The sequence below is a fragment of the Clostridium puniceum genome, assembly GCF_002006345.1.
GTDB classification, from domain to species: domain Bacteria; phylum Bacillota; class Clostridia; order Clostridiales; family Clostridiaceae; genus Clostridium; species Clostridium puniceum.
This window is the reverse complement of sequence record NZ_LZZM01000003.1, coordinates 1-15,979: the sequence shown is the minus strand read 5'-3', so window position 1 is coordinate 15,979 and position 15,979 is coordinate 1. Positions and strand designations below refer to the sequence as shown.

The following is a 15,979-nucleotide window of genomic DNA, read 5'->3' as shown; positions in this document are numbered from 1 at the left end:
GTTTGGTGTTGCAACTTAAACCTAACATATTCGAGGCATCTATGCTATTTTTTTGTAAAATTTTGTTGAAGTAATTTATGGATTTGTATCCATAGAAAAATTTCTCAAATTAATGCACAAGTCAAGTTATATAAGTAATTCTACTAATACCAACTAAACTATATACCTCTTTAATTTTAGCATTTATGAAGTGTATTTTATATATTCATTTGGAAAAATTCTTGTCCATGCAATAGATGAAACTGCTTTAAGAAGTTCAAAAGACGATAGCGAAGCTAAATCCGGCAAATGTACCCGGCTTGGATACCATAAAGGTTATAAATTACACTGTATTACCGCAGTTACTGATATTATAATTCCTTTAGTTTTTGATTTAACAACAGCTAATGTTTATGACGATCAAGTTTCAGATTTACTATATGAAGCTAAAATTTATAATCCATTTTTAATACTTGCAGATCCAGTATATGATCCAGCAAAATAGCTTAAAATTGCTTCCAGCCTAGAATTTAATTTATTAACTGATATAAATATGCGTAAGGCTAAAAGTATTGAATCATTTACTAATAAGCGATATGGAAATACTTTGTTTCTTCAATTTCCTATTGGCTTAAAATTATATAAATCAACTATATCTACTTTAAATATTTTTACATCAAATAAAAATATTATCCATGAACTAATTCAACTTTCAATCTGATTTATTATATCTAGAATTATTCCTATACTTTATTGGCGATGTCCCAATATACTTCTTAAACATCTTTCCAAAATAACTAAGACTATTGTAGCCACAAACTGATGCAATTTCTGTAATTGGCATTTCTGTTTCTTGTAAAAGTTTAGAGGCATTTTTCAAACGGTATTCAATTAAATATTCCAAAGGCTTCATACTAATTGATTTTTTAAAGCATCGATAACATTCACTCTTACTTATATATGCTGCCTCTGCTATATCACTTACTAAAATTTCTTCGTGATAATGATGATGAATATAAGTAATCATTTGTTTTATTCGTTGTTGACTTAAGGAAACGCTATAGTCAAATGATTTTTGAATTATATTTTGAGTATTACTTACAAGCAATAGCCAAATTTCACAAATGCAATTTCGTATACAAAGCTCAAAAGCATATTTCTCCTCATGGGAAATTGAATAGACTTTTTTTAATAATTCTATACATTGCTTCTTCCAATTAACATCTAAATGTAATTTTATAGAAGAAAGCTCATTACATTTTAACAAAGGAACAACATATTTTTCATTTATTATACTCTGTTCCCCATCAGATAAAAGAAGAGTATTTACAACAACTGTAAACATTATCGCATTTTTCCCTCCACTTGCTTCTGCCATATGAAGAACCCCAGAATTAATAAAAAGTCCTTCACCTTCGCGTAAACTTATAGAAGAATCACCAGCATGAATTTCTACTTTTCCTTGTAGAACTACTGCAAATTCAACTTCGTTGTGCCAATGCCACCTTATGAAACCTATATCATATTTTTCAAAATTATCTATATATACTTGCATAGGAAATTTTATATGACCATGTCTTATTTCTTCTTTACCATGCTTATTAACTAATATTTGTGTTAGTTTCATTATATCCTCCCAATTTGAGTTTATATTTATAAAAAATGAAACAATATTACCAAAAATACATCTTTTATGATGATATAATCATACTATAATTCTTTAAATACATCAAAAAGACATTTACATTACTTTACTCATGGAGGAAAAAATAATGAAATTAAACTATAAACATACACTTTATGCCTGTTTTATCGGTTATGTTACTCAAGCTGTTGTGTCAAATCTCCCTACACTTTTATTGGTTATTTTTCAAAATGAATTCAATCTTTCACTTGAAAGAATAACGCTTCTTTTAACACTAGGTTTTTGTATTCAAATTATTGTAGATGCTTTAGCCTCAAAATTTGTTGATATTGTTGGTTATCGTATATCTCTTGCTATAGCAAACATATGTTGCATTGGAGGACTTCTTAGCATAGGTTTTTTTCCCTTTTATATTAATCCATTTATTGCACTATTAATTGGAGTTGCTCTAAATTCTATTGGGGGTGGCTTTATTGAAGTTATGGTTAGTCCAATTGTAGAAGCTTTGCCCGGCGATGAAAAATCAAGTGCTATGAGTATATTACATTCTTTTTATTGCTGGGGATATATGGGCGTAGTTATTCTATCCACATTATTTTTTAATATAATAGGTGAATCATATTGGACATACTTACTTGTAATTTGGACAATTGTTCCTCTTACTAATTTGTTTTTATTTCTAAAAGTTCCTATTAAGACACTTGTAGAAAAAAGTGAACAACTTCCAATTAAAAGGTTATTGTCATTAAAAATATTTTGGATTTTATTTATATTGATGATTTGCGCAGGAGCTTCAGAACAAGCTATGTCTAAATGGTCATCTCTATTTGCCGAACTTGGTCTTGGCGTTTCTAAAACAATGGGAGATTTACTTGGACCATGCGCATTTGCATTTTTTATGGGATTGACACGTTTATTTTACAGCAAGAAAGGTCATAAAATAGATTTAAAAAAATTAATTTTTTTCTCTAGCGTTTTATGTATCTTCAGCTATATGTTAGTTTCTCTTTCACCGATTCCATTAATATCTCTACTAGGTTGTGCTCTAACGGGTTTATCTATTGGAATTTTATGGCCTGTGACACTAAGTTTAGCTGTTAAAATTTATTCAGCAGGAGGCAATACAATGTTTGGTTTATTAGCTCTAGGTGGAGATATTGGATGTGCTATTGGCCCAAGTATTGTTGGATTTATTTCAAATGTATTCATTAGTTACAACAACTTGTACCTTCAAAAATTATTTACAGGCGATAATATTACCCAAATTGCTCTTAAAGCCGGATTATTTATTGCTATTATTTTTCCTATTATTATATTACTCAACATTTATTTATTGAAAAAACAGAGATACTAAAAAATACGTATACTATAATAAGATAAAACATAAAGATACATTAGTAGGTATATAATTGTATGTGAATTATATACCTACTGAGTCAAAAAACATTATTATAAAAAATAATCCTTGTTCGTAACATAGCACATTGATAACCTCTGCAACTCTTCCCACAGAAAAATGTAAATTCTAAGAAAGTTGCTCACCATACTTATTATTAATAAATGACAGGCTCTCTCCAATTAATAAACATATAACTTTCTTTATTATCGCAAATGGCTTTCCAGTAATATTTCAAAAATTATATTTTATATTATTGTTTTTAATTACTATTAAGTAAGTATCCAAGGTTTTTGAATACTATTTTTTAACTTATCATAAGTATTAATTAGTTGCCTTAAGGAAGTATCTAAATCCTCACTTTTTAAAACCACAGCCTCATAATTATTTTCAGTCATCATTCCTATATCTACTTGAGATTTTGCATATCTAAGTTTTGTATTAGTCGATTTAATTTGTTCCTTCACTGTATTTATTTTATTTTCTAAATCAAGCAATGTTGAATAAGCCTCATTTAATCCATTATTGAGTTTCTTTCTTGCATCATCTAATTTAATTTTACCTTCTGCCATATTATACTTACCCTCTAAGTAAGCTCCATATCCATCTAATTTTTTTAAGAATATCTGTTGCTTTTGTAAATAATCAATAAGTGATAAAGCATATCCACTAGAGTTGAATGTTGCCGTGCCTGTATCCTGATCCATTACCACAAATTTATTTTTATCCGGTATTTGTGGAATATTTCCATCTAAAATATCTTTTATTCCATCATCCTTTAATTCCTCTAAATAATCTTTTGTAAGATTAAGCATCTTATCATTATATTTTAAAAAACTATCTATTTTGTTATCAAAATACTTATCAGTTGATCCATTTATTCTAAATGTTTCATAGTTGATGTTTGAGTCCAAAACATAATTAGATATATTTAAATTAGTTAAGACTCCTAAATAATCTGTATTATTTTTTAATGAATCTTCTTTTGCTTTTATGTCGTTTTGCAACGAAGAAATTTCGATATTTTTATCATATAATTGATTTTCTGTAGCCATACCTATACTTACTTTTGTTTTTACCGTATTTAACTCTTTATTTTTAATTTTCAAATTAGTTTTTGCTTTGGCAATATCCATTTGTTTTAATATAATTGCATTGTATTTGCTAGTTATATCATCTGATATTTGATCTTTCAAAAACTCCTTTGATTGATTAACTTGTTTTACTTGAAGTTCAAGCTTATCATATGGAAAATCATATACCTTTTGATCAATACTGTCATAAAAATCATTTATCTTCTCTTGAAGCTTCATCTTGTCTCTATACATCTTTATTTCTTTTGATTTTAGAGAAAGCTTATCACTATTATCAATAGCTGAGTTTATAATTTTTTCTAAAGTAATGATTGGTTTATTACTAATTGCCTGTCCATTTGTAATTAAGCTATTTTCATCTGTTATTGTCTGTTTAGTAATGCTTTCAGAGCTATCTACTTTTTCTGCTGCAAGAACTGGGATCATATTTCCGGTCATTATACTTAGTCCAATTCCAATAGCAATTATCTTTTTTATATTTTTATTCATAAACTATTCACCTGCTTTTCTAATATTTTAATCTATTTTAATCTAAAAGTTTGAATACAAAAATAAAAAGTAATTAATTAAATCACTTGATTTGCTAAATTGCTTTCTTTATCAACTGAATCAAGTAATCTTTTATTTTTATATTTGTCTAATGCAATCCTAGCAAAGTATAATCCAATTCCTATTGGAAACCACACTAAAGCAAATAATATTCCATTTTTTATATATGGAAAAATAATATTCCATCCTATTCCTTTTAAGTTTAAATATTTGAATTGTAATGCTACATTCATAAATGGCCATAAACCTTTTATAATTCTAGAAAGTCTATCCGGCATCATATATTCAGGAAATGGGACTCCACTAGTTAGAAAGGTTATTATATTAATCATGCTAAAAAATTGGATAAAATATATTATATTATCAATAATAGCTGCAAAGAGAAATCCCATAGCAGTAATGTTAAATAGAAATATAAACATTAATGCAAAATATTCTAAAATATTTCCTCTAAGAGGCAAGCTAAAATATTTGTCTAGAATACATAAACCAATGAAACTTGATAAAACACTTACACCAATCATTATTAAAATTCTTGCAAAAAGAACGAGTATATTTCTCAAACCTTCCTTGGATCTTATATTAACTAGATTTAGCTTTTTTCTATTTTTTATTAATGCAGGTACTAAAAATGTCATTAAAAATGTACCTTGTATTAAGTATGGTATAAGAGTATATATTAAATATCTCATATAGGAAAGTTGAGTTTCATAAAGTATCCTTTCACCATATGAAAAGCTTGTAATAGTCTTTTTTGCAGTGTCTGGCAACATATTTTTTCCTTCAAAAACCTTTAGCTGAAATCCCGCATTAACAGTTCCTATAACTGTACTTCCATAACCATATATATTGCTTCCAACAACCATGTTAGTTTCATCCATTATAAGCGCAACACTTGGAGATTTCATTTTGACTGCATCTTTATTAAAATCTTTAGGAATTACTATTCCTCCACTAACTCTCTTTTCTTTTATTGCTTTCTCCAGCTCAGCCTGGGAATCTGCATAATAATTGATATTTAACCCTGGGCTATTTTTAAGTTGTTGTATTATAGTTCTTGATAAAGATGAGTTGTCCATATCTACTATTCCAAAGGGAATATTTTCTATATAAATCTTGCTAAAAATAGAACACACAAATACAACTGTAATAATGTGAATTAAACTAAGTGAAATAATACTCTTTTTATCTCTAGTTATGAACCTTAGAACTCTCATCTCCATTCCTCCTATGCATAACTTTATTCCAAATTTCTTTTTTTAAATTATAATTCCTTTTCAAAACTCTTTTGATTATCAATATAACTAATATAGCAATCCATGTGAAAATCATATATTGCACAAGATAATATAGCTGTGGCAAAACATCATGAAAGCTTAATCCGAGTAGTGATAAGTCTCTCATTGGAATTCCATAATATAAAAAAGGAATAATTTTTGATATATTTTTAAACAAATTGGGCATAGCCATTAATGGAAATGTATAACCTGAAAGTAAAACTGTACTTGAAATTATCATTGTTGAAGTACTAACTGCTGATAACTTGTTTTTTGCAATTAATTTAAATAAAACACCTAAATTTATAGTAGTTATGCTAAAAAGGATAGTAAGTGTAGCTGCTGCCATAATTGAACCTTTATAAGGCATTCCAAAATATTTAAATTGTATTATCAAAGGTAATAAGATGGAAATTGCCCCTATAAGTCCAAACCCAATACTTTTAATTAATAACAAAAGATAATTTTCCTTTTCTTTTACCATTAAAACTCCAAGTACTATTATACCTGTTTGAGCAATTCCAATTAACATCCCTTGGATTATAAAGTTTGCAGTACTTTTTGTTGGATTTCCTACAAATATAGCATTAGATTGTATAGGAATAATATTATTTTTAACTACTTCAGGCATTAACCCAAGTTTACTTTCTCCTATTTTTATTAAATAACTTGCTTTAATTGTACCTAAGATTTCTGCTATTCTAGTTTTGGCAGCACTAACTGCTGACATCTGAGCACCATCATATAAAATCATAATTTTAGGTGCTTTTCCAGCAAATAAATCTTTAGAAAATTCTTGTGGTATTATAATGCCAACTACTACATTTCCTCTATCCATTAAATTTTTAATATCATTATCACTATCACTATAATTTGTCACCTTAAAGACTTCATTTGTATTTATTTGGCCCACAAAATTTTCACTTAATGACGAATTATCATGATCTACTATTACAGTCGGAATATTCTTTACTACATGTGCACTATATGTATATCCTAAAATATAACTAGAAATAGAAGGTATTATTAAAATCAATATAATGGATATTATAATTTCTTTAAATCTTAAAAATAAGTTCTTAAACTTCACTACTGTTTCCTTCATATTTACTGTCACATCACTTTCCGAAATCAACAAAACTTGTCATTCCTGCATGAAGAGTTTTATCCATATCAATCAACTCAACCTTTACACCATAAGATAATATATCAAATTCCCCATTATCATTTGTTGCTCTTTTTACAGCAAAATCTGCATTTTTATTAATTTTAACTACTTTTCCTTTAAATACTTCATCCTTATATGCAGGAATTTTTACTGATACTTCTTGATCTAAGTCTACTTTAGAAAGATCTGTTTCCCTTACATTACATAATATAGAAGGTTTATTCGCATCAGTAACTATAATTAGCGGCATTCCCGTTGATACAAGCTCGCCTGCTTTAACGTTCAATTGAGTCACCACTCCATCTTCTGGTGCTATAACTGTAGCATTATTAATATTTACATTTACTCCGTCTAATGCTGCTTGAGCTTGCTTAATTTGACCTTCTACAGCTTCAACAGATGCACTAGCTTGATCAACTTGTGCCTTAGCTGCCTTTATATCTTCCTGCCTAGCACCACTTTGAGCTATATCATATTTATCCTTTGCTAGCTGCAATTGAGTTTCAGAGTTATCAATATCTGATTTAGGAATAGATCCTTCTTCATATAAAACTTTAAGTCTATCATAAGTCACTTTTGCAAGATCATAACCGGCTTTAGCTTGGTCTATCTCTTCAGGTCTTGCACCATTTTGTGCTAACTCAAACTTTGCACTTGCAGCATCTCTGGCTGCTTTTGCGGCATTTAATTGAGAATTTGCTGTTTCTATCTGTGCTTTAACTTGAGATTGTTGAGCTGAGAGTGTATCACTATCAACTATAAGCAATATATCTCCCTTTTTTACATTATCGCCTTCCTTTACCTTCACTTCTTTAACTTTTCCTGGAATTTGAGAATTTATATTTATATCTGCCATATCAACATTTGATTGGATTGTTAAATTACTTGCACTTTGCTTTACTAACTTATCTCCTGTCAATGTTGATACCGAAGTACATCCCGTAAATCCATTAATTGCAACTACTAAAACTGATAATAACACTATTTTTCTTATTTTCATAAAACTCCTCCTTGAATACTTAAGTTAATTTTTAGCTTAAAGTTATTTCTAGTAATAACTAACTTAGATATTTTTCTTCTTAGATTAAAATTCACCTAACTGTATAGTTATTTACGTCTATTTTTCCTTTGTAAATGTTTTATTGACATAATATCACTTATTGACTATTATCTATATATAGACGCAAGTCTATTATAGAAATTTATAGATACTTATGCAATAATCAATATTAATGTATAAGTCTGTTAATAAACTAAAATACTAAATTTGTCTATTAAAGGAGAATTATAATGAAAGATAGACGTGTAAGAAAAACACAACAAGCAGTTCAATCTGCTTTAGCCAAATTATTATCAAAAAAAGATATTACAGATATCACAATAAAAGAATTATGTGATAATGCCGATATTAATAAAAGTACGTTTTATTTACATTACAGAGACATTTATGATTGTGCAAACAGCTTTATGAATGGTGTTGTAGATAATACTATTGCGGTTATGGAACCATACGATTTTACTGAATTGGTAAATAATCTTCCAGAAATAATAGCAGAAATTATGTTTATCTTTAATGAAAATAAAGATCTCTATGTACCATTTCTTAACTCACCAAGGCATTCATTTGCATTGTATAAAATAAAAAAGCTTACTATCGAGCGTCTTTTAGAAAAAACTGCTGATAGTAAGATGCAAACTGTACTAGCCAAATGCATTGCCTCATTTGTCATATGTGGTATCTTTGGCGTCCTTGAACAAATTAATTTTGATGACATAACTCCTGAGATAACTTCAGTTCTAACACATAAAATTCAGAATGGATTTATCTATACACAAAATACATATTAGGATTGTCATTAAATTTTTTTAATATTTTATATACAAAAAATATAGATTATAAGCTAAAATCCTAGTACAACAAAATAATTAAATTTTAATTAGGAGTGACCTCCGTTTTCGTTTAAATTAAAAAGCCTCCTAATATATTGAATGGTATTTCAATATATTAGGAGAAAAATAGTTCCTTAAAATTATCAATAATTCTATTTTTTCAGTTCAATATACATTTCTATAATTTCATTAGCTAATGCTGTTATTGTTTCTGCACTCAACATTTGATCTTCTGCATGCATTAGTATTAATGAAAATTCTACTTTTTCACCACTTGCTTCCTTTTGAATTAATTTAGTATGGGCATGATGAGCCTCTGTCATAAAAGTAGTACCTTCTGCTAACTTTCCCTTTGCTAACTCATAATTTCCTTTTCTAACCTCTCTAATTGCTTCTATTGCTAAGGATTTTGCCATTCCAACATTACTTATAATTTGGAATGCTATTAATTCCATACCTTCCATAAAAATATCTCCTCTGAATTTAATTTACTATTGCTGTTCCTTAAAAATCTATTTATTTAATTAATATAAACTATATTAAACTTCAATATTACCGTCATTCGAAATTTTCATAATTATCTTATTTTATTGAAGCTAAAGCATCATTTAAAACTGCTTCTCCATCCATTTTCCCATATAATAACATATCGATGACTTTAACTGGTACTCTGCCTTTTGCCATCTCTTCGACTGTTTTCAATTGATATCTTACTTGTGGTCCTAGCATTACTACATCAACTTCATCTATAACTTTAGGTGCTTCTGTAACAGGTAATGCATTTATATCAGCTTCTATTCCTTTTACTTCTGCTGATTCTCTCATTTTTTTAACTAACATGCTTGTACTCATTCCTGCAGCACATACTAATAATATTTTTTTCATAATTAATCCTCCATGAATCAGACAGAAAATTTCTGCCCTACTGTATTATATAAATATTTCTATTTTTTAGATTGTTTAAAAACGATATTTAACCTATTTATTAGAATTCAATTTTATTATTCATATAAACTCTTACCATTAGTTTTTATAACATTTTTATACCAATGAAAGCTTTTCTTTTTAATTCTTCTTAAATCTTTTAAATCATGTTCATCACGGTTTACGTAAACTAATCCATATCTCTTTGAAAAACCTTGTCTTCCACTTAATATATCTATAAACGACCATGGACAATATCCTAATAATTCAACACCTTCACTTATAGCTAGCTTGCATTGCTTAAGATGTTCTCTAATATAATTAATACGATAATCATCATTAACTATGTCGCCTTCTTCTAAAACCTCTGATTGTGCATAACCATTTTCAGTTATAATTATTGGCAGATTGTATCTTGTATAAATTTTTCTTAGTATAAGTCTTAGTCCAACTGGATCTGTTCCGTGTATCATCCATTCTGAACTCCTAAAAAACTTATTATCTACTACATCAAATTTATCATATTTCCAAAATGGTGGTAAATTTTCATTTTTATCCTTAGAATTTCGTGCTTCTACACAAAGACTAAAATAGTAGTTTAAACCTATAAAATCAGGTTTAGTAGATTTTAATATTTCTTCATCTCCTTCTAACATTTCTGGAGCAATACCTCTTTCTTCAAGATAATTCCAAACATATTTAGGATATTCACCTTTAACAGAAACATCTAATAACATATAACTTAGAATTTCCTCTGCATCAAAGGCAGCTACTACATCTTCTGGCTTTGAAGTAGCTGGATAAACTACTTGAAAACAGTTTACTGGTCCTATTTTTGCATTAGGAAGCATTTCATGACACGCAGCCATAACTTTCTTTTCCGCTAGGCTCATATGATGACTAATTTGATAAGTTAATTTCATAGAACCTTCACCATCTACTCCTCTAGTTCCACTAAAATCTGGATTAAACATATCCATTAATTGTTCATTTATTGTAATCCATTTGTTTACTCGATCTCCAAAATGTTTGAACAATGTTTTTGCATATTCTACATAATAGTCTATACACTTACGACTTGCAAAGCCTCCAAATTCATCTGTTAGAGCCTTTGGCACATCAAAGTGATATATAGTAATAAGTGGTTCTATATTATATTCAATTAACTCATTTATTAAATCATCATAAAATTTTAAACCAGCTTCATTTACCTTTCCACTTGCATCTGGATAAATTCTTGGCCATGAAATAGAAAACCTATAAGATTTCAAACCTAATTCAGCCATTAATGCTACATCTTCTTTATATCTGTGATAATGATCACTTGCTACCTTTGTATCTGTTATTCCTTCTGGAATCTTACGGGTATCAACTGAAGATAATCCTTTACCATCTTCCAAATATGCACCTTCTACCTGAAATGCAGACGTTGATGCTCCCCATAAAAAGTTATCTGGAAACTTATTTAAATTTTCTAATTTCATTTAGTAACACCTCTTTTTAAATCGTTTAATTTCCATAAATATTGCAATTAAATACCTTTAGTTATCTCTAAATTAATACTTTACCTTTCCACTTAAAATTGCTATATATGATTTCTTTTTAGTTATTAGTACCTTCTGCTTCAGCCACTACTTGACCCTCAGCTTCTTCTTTTAGTGCTTGGTTATCTAAAATCTTAAAGAATGGATAATATATCACTCCTGATAAGAAAATTACAAACACTTCGAATATTGATAATTTCCAGCTTCCTTGCATTAGTCCTGAAAATATTGGTGGTGTACTTGATGGAATCATTAATCCCATAGGTGCTGGCATAATATTTAATTTTATAGCGAAATATGCTATAAATAATACAATTATTGGTGTTATTAAAAATGGAATAAAAGTTACAGGATTAAGCATTAATGGCATTCCAAATACTACTGGTTCATTTACATTAAATAATCCACATGGCATTACAACCTTACTAAAAGCTTTATATCTTTCACTTTTGGCAAAGAAAAACATTACTATAACAAGTCCAATTGTTGTTCCACATCCTCCAAGTGTTGTTAAGTTATATAATCCAAAATTATACATAAAAGGAACTTCTTTCCCTGACGCAATAGCCGCTGTATTTTCTCCTATGTATCCTATCCAAATTGGGAAAAATAAAGGCAACGTTGCATAAGAACCATGAACTCCAAAAAACCATAACACTTGAGCAAGCATTATAAGAATTATGAATGTTGGTAATGAACTTGCAAGACTTTGCAATGGTATTTGTATTATTTTGTATATGAAATCATTTGCTGTAACAAATGAAGTCATTGAAAATCCAATTTTAATTGCTGAAAATAATATTAAGATTATAAATGCTGGAATTAAAGCAATAAATGCATATGATACTTGTTCTGGAACTCCCTCCGGCATTCTAATTGTCCAATTTCTTTCAACAATAGAGCAATAAATTTTAGTGACTAAAATTGCTACAATTAATGCTAAAAATATTCCTTTAGGTCCTAGATAAGTTGAGTTAATAAATACATCTGGTTGAAATGCACCTTCTTCTTGTATTGGTTTTAAAGGAACTAATATTAAGAATGAAGCTATGGCTAATAATGTATTATTAAATGCAAGATCTTCATGATCAAAAATCTTGGCTGCATTATAAGAAACTCCAATTACCATATATACACCCATTAAGTCTGTAGTAATCTTTGGCACAAACTCAAATAGTTGTTTAAGTCCAGTACTAATTATAAAGCCTTGATATGGACCCCATGCTATACTTCCAAGTAATGAAAAGATTGAGCCAACCATAATAATAGCCATTAAACTCATACTCCCCATACTTAAAGATTTTAAATATTTGTTGGCTCCTATTTTAGCAGCTACTGGAACAAATTTTTCTTCCATAAATTTCATAAAATTATTCATTTTATTTACCTCCATAATTATCTATTTTACTTTTGTTAGTTTTTTTGAAATAAATTTATTTTTCTGTTGTTTACACTATCACTATATCATGAAAGCCACTACAACAACCCATCAAGAAACTATTCGTTTTTTCACATTTCTAACTCCTTTTTCAGATTCTGAAAAAAAACTTAATCTTCCTTAACCTTAAACTAATTTTATACGTTAAAAAGGATTACCTTGAAATTAATTCATTATTTCAAGATAATCCTTTTTGTATTTTTAATTGTCTTCTAATTTTTATCATATAATGTACTATATCTAAATATTAATAATTCAATCATATAAAGTGCAATATCTCTTCCCTCATTGTTACTATTAGAGTTACCACATACTAATATGCTATCAGCAATACTCGCAAGTTTTGAGTTTGTATTTTGTGTAATAACAACTATTTTAACACCATTTTCTTTTAAAGCTTCAACTATCTCCATATATTTAAAGAAATAACTACCCTCAATTGAAATAATTATTGCTAATGACTTATTATCCAAATTTCTAGCACACTCTAGTTGTTTATTATAAGATGAATAAGCTTCTATATATTTATCCGTTAACATAAGCCTGCTCTGTAGATGTTTTCCTACACTATATAGAAATTGTGTTCCAAAAAATGATACTTTTTCAGTTGAATAAATTTGCTTTACAACTTCATCAAGATTTTCATATTCTAAATTTTCTAAAGTATATGACATGTTTTTCATTAATGAATTTGTATATTCTTCAAAGGCTAATTTTATATCTTTTTGAGCGCTATTTAGTAGTCGATTTGAATAATCATTCTGCAATGAAAAATTAACATTTGAAATCTTCTTAAATTCATTAAAATTATCAAATCCCATAAGCCTGCAAAACCTTGAAATTGTTGCTGGCGATACATAACACAACTCTGATATTTCTGTTATATTCATTTTTTTAATTTTATTAAATTTTTTTAACATTATTATTGCTATTTCATAATTAATATCTTTTTTTGTAGCATTATTTACATAATCTATAAGTCTAAGTGTTACTGATCCCATAGCTTTATATTCGTTCATTTTTTGCTCCCCTTATTTATGTAAACAATTTAATTTGATAATTTTATTTTACTAACAGCTTAGTTTTTTGTCAAATTTTCTGAAACTGATATTATTTCAGTATTCGCTTAGGAAAATATTTAATTTATTCTTTTAGATGCCTAGTAAAAAAATTTTTAAAAAAATATTACTAGAAGTCAAAATTTCCATAAATTCTAACTGCTATCTCTATAATTTCGCTTCAGTTTGATAGTTTAATCCCCAATCATACATAGATCGAATTATTGGAGACATTGAAATACCAATAGTTGTTAATTCATATTCAACACGTGGAGGAACTTCAGCGTATACTGTTCGTTTTACAACCTTATCTCTCTCCAGCTCACGCAATTGCAGTGTCAATGTCCTACGAGTAACATTTGGAATTAATTTCTTTAATTCATTGAATCGCCTTTTGCCACCTAGTAAGCGATATAAAATAATCCCTTTCCATTTACCACTGAGTATATTTAGAGTTGTTTCTACAGGACACGGATGATTGGTACAGTCTGGATACATAGTTTGGTCTTTCATATTTCCACTCCTTTAGTATAAAAAAGATACTTAAGTACATTTGTTTATATTATATATCAAAATTGTGCGTACTTCAATATAATATCTAATTGTGCTAAACTTAATCCATACTAAATGAAAGGTGGTTTTTAAATGAATACTAAAAATCAAGCAATAATAAATGCATTTCAATTTCGTCATGCCTGCAAACAATTTGATTCTACAAAAGTAGTATCAAAAGAGGATTTTAATACAATATTGGAGGCAGGACATCTTTCTCCAAGTTCCTTCGGTTTTGAACCATGGAAATTTCTTGTAGTTCAAGATGTAAAGCTTAGAGAAAAATTATTTCCTGTATCATGGGGTGCACAAAATAGTTTTAATGGAGCTAGTCATTTTGTAATTCTTCTTACACGCAAGAAAGTTGATACAATTTATAGCTCTGAATATGTTACTAAAATCATGTCCGAAGTACAAAATCTTCCCAAAGAAGTCGCTGATGGGAAAAGAGCCGCATTTGAAAGCTTCCAAAAAAATGATTTTAATTTACTTGAAAGTGATAGGGCAGTTTTCGATTGGGCAAGTAAGCAAACTTACATTGCTTTAGGAAACATGCTAACTACAGCAGCTTTCTTGGAAATTGATTCTTGCCCAATTGAAGGTTTCAACATAGAAAAAGTTGAAAAGATTCTTAAAGAAGAAGGTATTTTAGATACTGAACACTTTGGTGTTTCAGTTATGGCAAGCTTCGGATATCGTGCAAGAGAACCATATCAAAAGACAAGGCAGCCTTTAGATGCAATAGTACAATGGATTTAATGTCTTATATTCAAAAAAATAGATCGAGCAAATAAACATCCTTTTGGTATAATAGAATTGAATTTATGTCAATATCTTAGACACAAAAAGTTGAATTTTTTATTCAGATTTTTCAGTTAACTCTTCACATTCCTAAAGAGTTAAATATACAAGACTTCTATATATGCTTGTTCTATTATACCAAGCTTTAATATGCTTAAAAGTGAAACAGACTTCTTACAGACTTCCAGTTCAACAAACATGTTAAGAAAACTAAAAAACACTCAACCTATTGAACTGCACCCTGTCAAGTAGACAGATGAAAAAATAAAAACTTATGCTGATAAGGTCTGATTTCGATATTCAATTGGAGTCAGACCTTTTAAATTTTTCTGTAACCTTTTTGTATTATAAAATACTATGTAGTCATCAATTGCTTGTCTCAATTCTTCATATGTATAAAATTTTTGCAAATAATACATCTCACATTTTAGAATTCCCCAAAAACCTTCCATTGGTCCGTTGTCGACACACCTACTGACACGTGACATGCTTTGAGTTGCTTTGATTTTATCAAGTTTAGCTTTGAAAGTTCTATTAGTATAATCGATTAAGAAAAAGGGATTTCTCCCTTTCCCTCATCTAAGAACTGTACGTGAGAGTTTCCAGCTCATACGGCTCAAGCATTTCTTCACCCTTTCGGGCGGCAACAAATGTATGCAGTTTT

At 28.6% G+C, this 15,979-nt stretch carries 16 protein-coding genes; 4 read left to right on the top strand and 12 right to left on the bottom strand.

Translation table 11 applies throughout. The features are described from left to right. Positions 1–190: 190 nt before the first annotated feature. Positions 191–484, top strand: coding sequence for a transposase (locus CLPUN_RS28375; protein WP_077845386.1), 294 nt, complete (start codon positions 191–193; stop codon positions 482–484). A 207-nt stretch (positions 485–691) separates the two neighbouring features. Here CLPUN_RS28375 and CLPUN_RS00230 read toward each other — a convergent pair whose 3' ends face one another. Beyond that, a complete protein-coding gene (locus CLPUN_RS00230) occupies positions 692–1,606 on the bottom strand; it encodes an AraC family transcriptional regulator (RefSeq protein WP_077845385.1) in 915 nt (304 codons plus the stop codon). Positions 1,607–1,751: 145 nt separating this feature from the next. Between CLPUN_RS00230 and CLPUN_RS00225 the strand changes: the two genes are divergently transcribed. Continuing rightward, complete coding sequence (locus CLPUN_RS00225) at positions 1,752–2,978, top strand: MFS transporter (RefSeq protein WP_077845384.1); 1,227 nt, start codon at positions 1,752–1,754, stop codon at positions 2,976–2,978. 314 nt (positions 2,979–3,292) lie between these two features. Here CLPUN_RS00225 and CLPUN_RS00220 read toward each other — a convergent pair whose 3' ends face one another. The 4 genes from CLPUN_RS00220 to CLPUN_RS00205 all read right to left on the bottom strand — a co-directional run bounded on the left by CLPUN_RS00220 (position 3,293) and on the right by CLPUN_RS00205 (position 8,108). Next, positions 3,293–4,603, bottom strand: coding sequence for a hypothetical protein (locus tag CLPUN_RS00220; RefSeq protein WP_077845383.1), 1,311 nt, complete (start codon positions 4,601–4,603; stop codon positions 3,293–3,295). A 77-nt stretch (positions 4,604–4,680) separates the two neighbouring features. Continuing rightward, positions 4,681–5,880: an ABC transporter permease gene (locus CLPUN_RS00215; RefSeq protein WP_077845382.1), complete on the bottom strand. Its 1,200-nt coding sequence runs from the start codon at positions 5,878–5,880 to the stop codon at positions 4,681–4,683. Next, positions 5,855–7,078, bottom strand: coding sequence for an ABC transporter permease (locus tag CLPUN_RS00210; protein WP_077845381.1), 1,224 nt, complete (start codon positions 7,076–7,078; stop codon positions 5,855–5,857). The genes CLPUN_RS00215 and CLPUN_RS00210 overlap by 26 nt, the downstream gene beginning before the upstream one ends. Then, on the bottom strand, positions 7,059–8,108 hold the full coding sequence (locus CLPUN_RS00205; RefSeq protein ID WP_077845380.1) for an HlyD family secretion protein: 1,050 nt from the start codon (positions 8,106–8,108) through the stop codon (positions 7,059–7,061). Before CLPUN_RS00205 ends, CLPUN_RS00210 begins: the two co-directional genes overlap by 20 nt. Before the next feature lie 290 nt (positions 8,109–8,398). Between CLPUN_RS00205 and CLPUN_RS00200 the strand changes: the two genes are divergently transcribed. Further along, positions 8,399–8,956: a TetR/AcrR family transcriptional regulator gene (locus CLPUN_RS00200; protein ID WP_077845379.1), complete on the top strand. Its 558-nt coding sequence runs from the start codon at positions 8,399–8,401 to the stop codon at positions 8,954–8,956. Between the two features lie 194 nt (positions 8,957–9,150). Here CLPUN_RS00200 and CLPUN_RS00195 read toward each other — a convergent pair whose 3' ends face one another. The 6 genes from CLPUN_RS00195 to CLPUN_RS00170 all read right to left on the bottom strand — a co-directional run bounded on the left by CLPUN_RS00195 (position 9,151) and on the right by CLPUN_RS00170 (position 14,475). Next, positions 9,151–9,462 carry a PTS sugar transporter subunit IIA gene (locus CLPUN_RS00195; protein ID WP_077845378.1) on the bottom strand — a complete coding sequence of 104 codons (312 nt, stop codon included), beginning with the start codon at positions 9,460–9,462 and terminating at the stop codon, positions 9,151–9,153. 118 nt (positions 9,463–9,580) lie between these two features. Next, the gene (locus CLPUN_RS00190; RefSeq protein ID WP_077845377.1) at positions 9,581–9,883 is read right to left on the bottom strand and encodes a PTS sugar transporter subunit IIB; all 303 of its coding nucleotides are present in this window, start codon (positions 9,881–9,883) and stop codon (positions 9,581–9,583) included. A gap of 116 nt (positions 9,884–9,999) precedes the next feature. Continuing rightward, positions 10,000–11,406 carry a glycoside hydrolase family 1 protein gene (locus CLPUN_RS00185; RefSeq protein ID WP_077845376.1) on the bottom strand — a complete coding sequence of 469 codons (1,407 nt, stop codon included), beginning with the start codon at positions 11,404–11,406 and terminating at the stop codon, positions 10,000–10,002. A gap of 118 nt (positions 11,407–11,524) precedes the next feature. Beyond that, entirely contained in the window at positions 11,525–12,844 is a 1,320-nt protein-coding gene (locus CLPUN_RS00180; protein ID WP_158078659.1) for a PTS sugar transporter subunit IIC, read from the bottom strand. A 272-nt stretch (positions 12,845–13,116) separates the two neighbouring features. Beyond that, positions 13,117–13,923, bottom strand: coding sequence for a MurR/RpiR family transcriptional regulator (locus CLPUN_RS00175; RefSeq protein WP_077845374.1), 807 nt, complete (start codon positions 13,921–13,923; stop codon positions 13,117–13,119). A gap of 207 nt (positions 13,924–14,130) precedes the next feature. Then, complete coding sequence (locus CLPUN_RS00170) at positions 14,131–14,475, bottom strand: winged helix-turn-helix transcriptional regulator (RefSeq protein ID WP_077845373.1); 345 nt, start codon at positions 14,473–14,475, stop codon at positions 14,131–14,133. 132 nt (positions 14,476–14,607) lie between these two features. Between CLPUN_RS00170 and CLPUN_RS00165 the strand changes: the two genes are divergently transcribed. Beyond that, positions 14,608–15,273 carry an NAD(P)H-dependent oxidoreductase gene (locus tag CLPUN_RS00165; protein WP_077845372.1) on the top strand — a complete coding sequence of 222 codons (666 nt, stop codon included), beginning with the start codon at positions 14,608–14,610 and terminating at the stop codon, positions 15,271–15,273. A gap of 314 nt (positions 15,274–15,587) precedes the next feature. On the opposite strand, the gene CLPUN_RS00160 is transcribed toward CLPUN_RS00165, so the two are convergent. Then, positions 15,588–15,803 carry an IS3 family transposase gene (locus CLPUN_RS00160; RefSeq protein ID WP_077845371.1) on the bottom strand — a complete coding sequence of 72 codons (216 nt, stop codon included), beginning with the start codon at positions 15,801–15,803 and terminating at the stop codon, positions 15,588–15,590. Between the last annotated feature and the right edge of the window lie 176 nt (positions 15,804–15,979).

Coding starts and splice junctions, on each gene's coding strand:
- CLPUN_RS00230 (WP_077845385.1), bottom strand. CDS start 1,606: ATGAAACTAACACAAATATTAGTTAATAAGCATGGTAAAGAAGAAATA.
- CLPUN_RS00225 (WP_077845384.1), top strand. CDS start 1,752: ATGAAATTAAACTATAAACATACACTTTATGCCTGTTTTATCGGTTAT.
- CLPUN_RS00220 (WP_077845383.1), bottom strand. CDS start 4,603: ATGAATAAAAATATAAAAAAGATAATTGCTATTGGAATTGGACTAAGT.
- CLPUN_RS00215 (WP_077845382.1), bottom strand. CDS start 5,880: ATGAGAGTTCTAAGGTTCATAACTAGAGATAAAAAGAGTATTATTTCA.
- CLPUN_RS00205 (WP_077845380.1), bottom strand. CDS start 8,108: ATGAAAATAAGAAAAATAGTGTTATTATCAGTTTTAGTAGTTGCAATT.
- CLPUN_RS00200 (WP_077845379.1), top strand. CDS start 8,399: ATGAAAGATAGACGTGTAAGAAAAACACAACAAGCAGTTCAATCTGCT.
- CLPUN_RS00195 (WP_077845378.1), bottom strand. CDS start 9,462: ATGGAAGGTATGGAATTAATAGCATTCCAAATTATAAGTAATGTTGGA.
- CLPUN_RS00190 (WP_077845377.1), bottom strand. CDS start 9,883: ATGAAAAAAATATTATTAGTATGTGCTGCAGGAATGAGTACAAGCATG.
- CLPUN_RS00185 (WP_077845376.1), bottom strand. CDS start 11,406: ATGAAATTAGAAAATTTAAATAAGTTTCCAGATAACTTTTTATGGGGA.
- CLPUN_RS00180 (WP_158078659.1), bottom strand. CDS start 12,844: ATGAATAATTTTATGAAATTTATGGAAGAAAAATTTGTTCCAGTAGCT.
- CLPUN_RS00175 (WP_077845374.1), bottom strand. CDS start 13,923: ATGAACGAATATAAAGCTATGGGATCAGTAACACTTAGACTTATAGAT.
- CLPUN_RS00170 (WP_077845373.1), bottom strand. CDS start 14,475: ATGAAAGACCAAACTATGTATCCAGACTGTACCAATCATCCGTGTCCT.
- CLPUN_RS00165 (WP_077845372.1), top strand. CDS start 14,608: ATGAATACTAAAAATCAAGCAATAATAAATGCATTTCAATTTCGTCAT.
- CLPUN_RS00160 (WP_077845371.1), bottom strand. CDS start 15,803: ATGTCACGTGTCAGTAGGTGTGTCGACAACGGACCAATGGAAGGTTTT.